Source organism: uncultured Sneathiella sp. (genome assembly GCF_963973085.1).
In the GTDB taxonomy this organism is placed as follows: Bacteria; Pseudomonadota; Alphaproteobacteria; order Sneathiellales; family Sneathiellaceae; genus Sneathiella.
On record NZ_CAXAXA010000010.1, the window covers coordinates 64,620 to 70,843 of the forward strand.

5 protein-coding genes and 1 pseudogene are annotated in these 6,224 nt (G+C 54.2%); 4 read left to right on the forward strand and 2 right to left on the reverse strand.

The window, feature by feature from the left end; all coding sequences use genetic code 11:
- The first annotated feature begins 26 nt into the window (after positions 1–26).
- The 4 genes and pseudogenes from AACZ19_RS17830 to AACZ19_RS17845 all read left to right on the forward strand — a co-directional run.
- Positions 27–806, forward strand: coding sequence for an SDR family oxidoreductase (locus AACZ19_RS17830; RefSeq protein ID WP_339635869.1), 780 nt, complete (start codon positions 27–29; stop codon positions 804–806).
- 57 nt (positions 807–863) lie between these two features.
- Positions 864–2,024: an acyl-CoA dehydrogenase gene (locus AACZ19_RS17835; protein ID WP_339635870.1), complete on the forward strand. Its 1,161-nt coding sequence runs from the start codon at positions 864–866 to the stop codon at positions 2,022–2,024.
- 29 nt (positions 2,025–2,053) lie between these two features.
- The gene (locus tag AACZ19_RS17840) at positions 2,054–3,250 is read left to right on the forward strand and encodes an acyl-CoA dehydrogenase family protein (protein ID WP_339635871.1); all 1,197 of its coding nucleotides are present in this window, start codon (positions 2,054–2,056) and stop codon (positions 3,248–3,250) included.
- Between the two features lie 148 nt (positions 3,251–3,398).
- Positions 3,399–3,503, forward strand: a pseudogene (locus AACZ19_RS17845) (IS6 family transposase); the annotation flags it as partial.
- Between the two features lie 223 nt (positions 3,504–3,726).
- Here the strand turns inward: AACZ19_RS17845 and AACZ19_RS17850 are convergent.
- Complete coding sequence (locus AACZ19_RS17850) at positions 3,727–5,586, reverse strand: acetyl-CoA hydrolase/transferase C-terminal domain-containing protein (RefSeq protein WP_339635872.1); 1,860 nt, start codon at positions 5,584–5,586, stop codon at positions 3,727–3,729.
- A 1-nt stretch (position 5,587) separates the two neighbouring features.
- Positions 5,588–6,224: 3-hydroxyacyl-CoA dehydrogenase family protein (locus AACZ19_RS17855; RefSeq protein WP_339635873.1), on the reverse strand; the 637-nt coding region annotated here is incomplete at its 5' end.

The window sequence follows — 6,224 nt, forward strand, 5'->3', positions numbered from 1 at the left end:
ACCAATACCAACGAAAGGTCTAGATTATGGATATAGAGAGCCGCGTTGTGGTTGTTACAGGGGCTGCCGGCGGTATTGGAAGGGCTTTGGCAATTCGTTTCGCGAACGCCGGTGCCAAATGTGTCGTGTGCGTTGATGTTGACGGTGCGGGTGTAGAGGTTACTTCGAAAGAGATGGGCGGCATCGGCCGCCAGGTGGATGTCACTTCCGAGAGCGAGATCAGGACCCTGATTGAGGACGTGGAATCAACGATAGGTCCTATCGATTTGTTTTGTTCCAATGCCGGAATATCTGTACGAGGCGGTCCGGAGGTTTCCGATCAGGATTGGCTGCGTTCCTGGGAAGTGAATGTCATGGCGCATATTTATGCAGCACGGCATCTGGTGCCTAGAATGATTGCGCGAGGGGGCGGTTATCTTCTCAATACTGCTTCGGCCGCAGGACTTTTGTCACAAGTAGGATCGGCGCCATATGCGGTGACAAAACATGGCGCTGTTGCTTTTGCCGAATGGCTTGCGCTTACCTATGGTGACGATGGCATCAAAGTATCCGTCCTCTGCCCGCAAGCGGTTCGTACTGCTATGACGAAAGGTAAGGAAGACGGCGTCGCCAGCGTAAATGGAATGCTTGAACCCGAGCCTGTTGCCGATGCCTGCTTGAAAGCCATTTCCGACGAGACTTTTCTCGTTCTACCCCATCCCGAGGTTTTAACTTACATGCGGCGGAAAACGGATAACTATGACCGATGGATTGGCGGCATGCGCAAGCTCAACCGCCTCTATAGTCCACTCAAGAAAAGCAACTGAACGAAATTGGTAGTATTTATATGAAAGTCATCCAAAAAATAACCGGGAAGAACAACAATGGATCTTCAGTATAGCTCGGAACAATTGCAGCTTCGCGACAGTGTGGAGCGGTATATTCGCGAGAACTACACATTCGATGAGAGAAGGAAAATTCTGTCGGAGACCGGATTTAGCGAAGCGCACTGGAATATTTTTGCCTCCCTTGGTTGGCTGGCAATTCCTTTTCCTGAAGAGCATGGCGGCTTAGGGGGAACATATGTTGACTTTGCTATTCTGATGGAAGGATTTGGAAGAGGACTGGTTGTGGAGCCGGCTTTACCAACTGTTTTGGCTGGAGAAGCGATTTCGCTAGCCGGAACATCTGAGCAGAAAACTGCTTGGCTGCCTCCTCTGATCGAAGGGAAGACCAAACTGGCACTTGCCTGTTTAGAAACCTGGAGTGGCGGTGCTTTCACGAATTGTAAAACCTCTGTGACAAGAACGGATACAGGTTGGCACTTGAGAGGAGAAAAATCAGTCGTTATAGGCGGCGCAAAGGCGGACGCATTCATTGTCAGTGCCGTTTTGGAAGGAGAGAAAGAAGCCGAACGGCGCCTCTGCATATTCCTTGTCCCTGCCGGGTCGCTCAATCTGAGTATTCACAAGTACGATACCTATGACGGGCTTGCCGCCGCTGACCTTTATCTCGAAGGCGTCGAAGTAAGTCCAGATGCAATATTGGGACGTGATAGTGATGCTGCGGAGACGTTGGAGAAAGTGTTTGATGCTGGCAATGCGGCGATTTCTGCTGAAGCCGTTGGGGTTATGGGCGTGCTATGCGACATGACGCTGGAGTATCTCAAAACCAGAAAACAGTTCGGTGTGACCCTTGGCTCAAATCAGGCTTTGCAGCATCGTATGGTTGATATGATCATCGCGTTGGAGGAAGGGCGTTCTGCGGCGCTGTCAGCGGCTCTTTCGATGCAAGAACCAGATCCTTTGAAGCGGGCCAGGGCCATTTCGCTTGCAAAAGTGGAGCTAGCTCGTACTGCAACAAAGGTGGGACAGGAAGCTGTCCAGCTTCACGGTGCAATTGGTGTTACCGATGAACTGCCCGTTGGGCATTTTTTTAAACGCCTGACCGCTATTACGATGACTTTTGGAGATTCAAACTGGCACCTAAATCGGATTGCTAAGCTGGATGCTGCAAGCCGCAAGGCTCCAGAAGTTCCGCGATAAATCATTCAGCGTAAAAGGGGAACCGTGAGATGGAATTGGAGCTGAATCCTGAAGAGCAAGCGTTTTGCGAGGAGGTCCGCAGTTTTATTAAAGAGAACTTACCTGAAGACATAGCGCTACGGGTGCGGCGTAACGAAAAGCTGGGTAAGGACGATTATATGCGCTGGCAACAAATGCTAGGGCAACGTGGCTGGCATGTTTGCACATGGCCAAAGGAAGTCGGAGGACCTGGATGGTCTGTGGTACAACGCTATCTGTTCGAAGTAATCTCGGCAGAAATGAATTGTCCGATCATTCAGCCCTTTGGCCCGCGCATGGCCGGACCGGTTATTTTCACATTCGGGACGGAAGAGCAAAAGGAACGCTTTCTCCCTGGCATTCGGGATTCCAGCATATGGTGGTGTCAAGGGTACTCCGAGCCTCAGTCTGGTTCCGATCTCGCCACTTTATCCACGTCGGCTGCAGTTGCGGGCGAAGACTATCTCGTGAATGGGCAGAAAATCTGGACCAGCTACGCGCATTACGCAGACTGGATGTTTTGCCTTGTACGTACTGCGAAAGAAGACAAACCGCAAAAAGGTATCTCATTCCTACTCATCGATATGAAGAGTCCTGGCATTACGGTCAGCCCAATCATTGGAATGGACGGAAACCACTCATTCAACACTGTTTTCTTCGACAATGTAAAAGTTCCAAAGAAAAATCTTATTGGGGAAGAGGGCAAAGGCTGGACCTATGCAAAGTTCCTGCTCGAGCATGAGCGGGTGGATAATGCTGCAATCGGGGTAACGAAACAAGCCTTGCAGCATGTCAGGGACATTGCGGCTGTGGAATGCGTTGACGGGACACCCTTAATTGACGACCCGCTGTTCCATGCCAGGCTTACGCAAGTTGAAGCTCAATTGATGTCCCTCGAGATGACCGCCCTTCGGGTTCTGTCGGACGTAGCCACAGGGGCTTCACCAGGGTCTGCTTCCTCTCTATTAAAGATCCGGGGAACTGAAGTTGCTCAGCAGATAAGCTTGTTAGGGATGGAGGCAAGCGGTCAATATGCCTTGGCCTACCAGCAGGGTAGGGCAAGTTTACCGGAATATCAGTTTATGGCCGGGCCAGAGTATGCTGTCACAGCCACCAGTAATTATCTGTGGAAGCGATGTATGTCGATCTATGGTGGAAGCAACGAAATTCAACGAAATATTATTGCCAAACGGATGCTTAGCTTGTGAATTAATCTGAGCGCACTAATGGTGTTGTTACATTTACTTTTAGTAGACGCAGAGGTACTGTCATGTGTGGACGGCTCCGGTTTTTCGTCAATTAGCTTTCGGGCATGAGAAAAAGAACCCCTTCCGGTATTTTAAAACCTCACCTGCGATCATCCACCTGGCGGTGGTGATGTATGTCTAATTTCCCCTCTCGCTTCGCAATATCGAAGACCTACTTCACGAACGCGGCATCGATATCTGCAATGAAACAGTTCGATATTGGTGGAACCGGATTGGTTCGTTGCTGGCAAGAAAGAACAGCAATGCCGCGCTGGCCGAGTGGCAGAAATTTGGTGCGGCACAATAGAGGCCCTTTACCATGCTATGATAAGTTCACATTAGTCTGACAAACACCTAGTTGGGGCCCTATGACCTTGCAGCGCCCGCTGAAGATCGTTTGCGGCGCAATTAATGTAACCAAATGCGCTGCATCAATCTCAAGGATCGTCCGCACTTGCCTCAAATGCGCCCATTACAGCGAGCCTTGAAAGCCATTCTTCCAACGACCGCGGATGTTCCAGCGCCAGCCGTTTGAGGCAGTCGCGCAGTTCCGGGTCGGAGCCGCGGGCTGAAAAACCCCGCCACAGCAGCTTAGCCATCTTCGGGCGGGATCCCGTAGCGGCCTTCAACACCGATAGCGCGGGCAGCAGGAGTTGTTCGATTTCAGTGAAATCGGTACCGAACGGAAAGACCGGCAGCGATCCATCTTTCATAAAGGGTGAAAGCCAGGTCTGCAGTTGCTGAGGAATGTTCGCCCGATGCTGACTCGGCACCTGAGCGTCCTTCGGCAATTTGCCGGCTCCCTTTGCTCGGTCCATTAATTCGGGCTGAAACCGACTATCGGCGATCGAGATCATCGCCATGACGCATTCGGCATCCGAGCGCCCACGCAGATCGGCGATCCCGTATTCCGTGACGATGACATCGCGGTAATGGCGGGGGATTGTCTCGTGCGGGTGATCCCAGACGATGTTCGACGTCACCTTTCCCTTGCTCTCGCGAGTAGCGGGCAGGGTGATGATAGCCCGTGCATCACGCAGCGCAAAAGCCTGGTCGATGAAATTGAACTGTCCGCCGACGCCGCTGACGATCTGGCCGCTATCTGTCACGTCCGAGATCACTCCGCCAAGCGCGGTCGCTTTCATCGCGACATTTACGAACCGTGCGCTGCGCCGCGCCGCACGCTTGGTGAATTCGTCACCGTATAGCTGATTGGTGAACGACACTGGCATCATCTGGATTCGCGCGCGCTCTTTCTCGGGCATCTCGCGCAGGCTGCGATAGAAGTCGTGGCAATCGAGAAAGAAGCCCGCATGAATAGCGGCGCCGTCCACCTCGCGGTGGATCACCCCGGCTTTCAGCAGTTCGACAATGCCCTGCACCAGCATTTCTGTGACGCTGTAGAGCCCAACCTCGAAGCGACCCGTTTCTGCGGAGTCAAGACCGGGAAAGGGAGAGGCGGCCATGATGGCGCGCATATCCTGCGGCCTGCGATGCCTCAGGATCAGCGACGATGCCACGGCGTCGCCGACCGACCCGATGCCAATCTGCAGCGTGCCACCGTCCGGCACCAGTCCCGCCACATGCAGGCCAATTGCGTGGTCGGGCGGCATCACGGGGCGTTTGGGCACTGAGAATAAATCGAATTGTGAAGCGGGGTCGTCGAGCAAACAATCGACCTCCGCACGGGCCAGTTCTCCGGAGCCCGGCATGAACGGCAGCTGGGGATTGATCTCACCGGCGAGGATGAAGTCCTGCTCCCTCTTCGCGCGGGCGCGCAGTAGATCGACGGTGATGTCGGTATTGCACGACAGGCTGAGCCGGTCGCCGTCCCGGGCCAACAGCTGCGCAATCACGTTGGGGCGGCGGGCCATCAGAAAGTGCAGTGCATGGGTATAGTTCGCCGCAATATAGCCCTGTTGCGCCTCGGCATTGCCGAGCCAGTTGCCCGCCTGAAAAAAGAACTCCTGCACCTCGATGTTCTCGGGCAGCGTGCCGTTGCCAAGTCGCACCGCATATTTGAGAGGCGTGTAGGCCCCGAAGAGCCGGTCCATCGCGGAGTCAAGAAACCGTGCCTGAATATCACTGGTCGGACTGGGTTTTCGCAGTGTAAGTGCAGTGAATATTTGCAGATTTATCGAGCTGTCCGCGAGTGCCAGATCGGTTAAGGCGTTGGCGATCGTATTCGCCTTGCCCAGCCCCAGCGGTAGGGCGAGCCGGACATCTCCGCCGTTCCGCTCGACAATCCATTTCGCGACCGCTGCCGCCTTGTTCAGAAGGATCGGCCCGTCGGCCATCTCAGCGCAAGCCCTGCCAGCCGGGGTCGGGGCGGAAACGCGGGCCATGAGCTTCAGCAAGCTCTTCCAGGCGCGCAACGATGTCGTCGGTTCCGCGCGATACTGCATAGTGCATCGGTCCGCCCCGGAAGGGTGCAAACCCGGTGGCGAAGATCATCGCACCGTCCACCTGATCTCTGTCACAGGCGACACCAAGGCGCAGGCATTCAACGCAGGCATCCAGCATTGGCAAGATCAGCCTGTCGGTGATGTCGTCCTTCCTGCTCGCATGGCCTGCGTCTGGCACGTCGTCCTTTTGGGCTTCGCCGTCCTTCCATTCGTAAAAGCCCCGCCCGGATTTTTTGCCGGTATCGCCGCTTTCAACCTTCTCGCGTAGCCAGTCAGGAATGCCGGGCATTGGCTTGTCCAAGCCTGATCTCAGGCTTTCAGCAACATCGAGGCAGATGTCGAGCCCGACTTGATCGGCGAGTTCCGCCGGCCCCATCGGCATTCCGAAGCTTTTGGCAGCGGAGTCGATGAGTTGCTTGTCATGGCCTTCCTCAATCATCTGGATCGCCTCCAACAGGTAGGGTGTCAATGCTCGGTGTCCGTCGTCAGAACATTTGTCACTGAAGGCTGCGTAAATTAACGGAGCATTG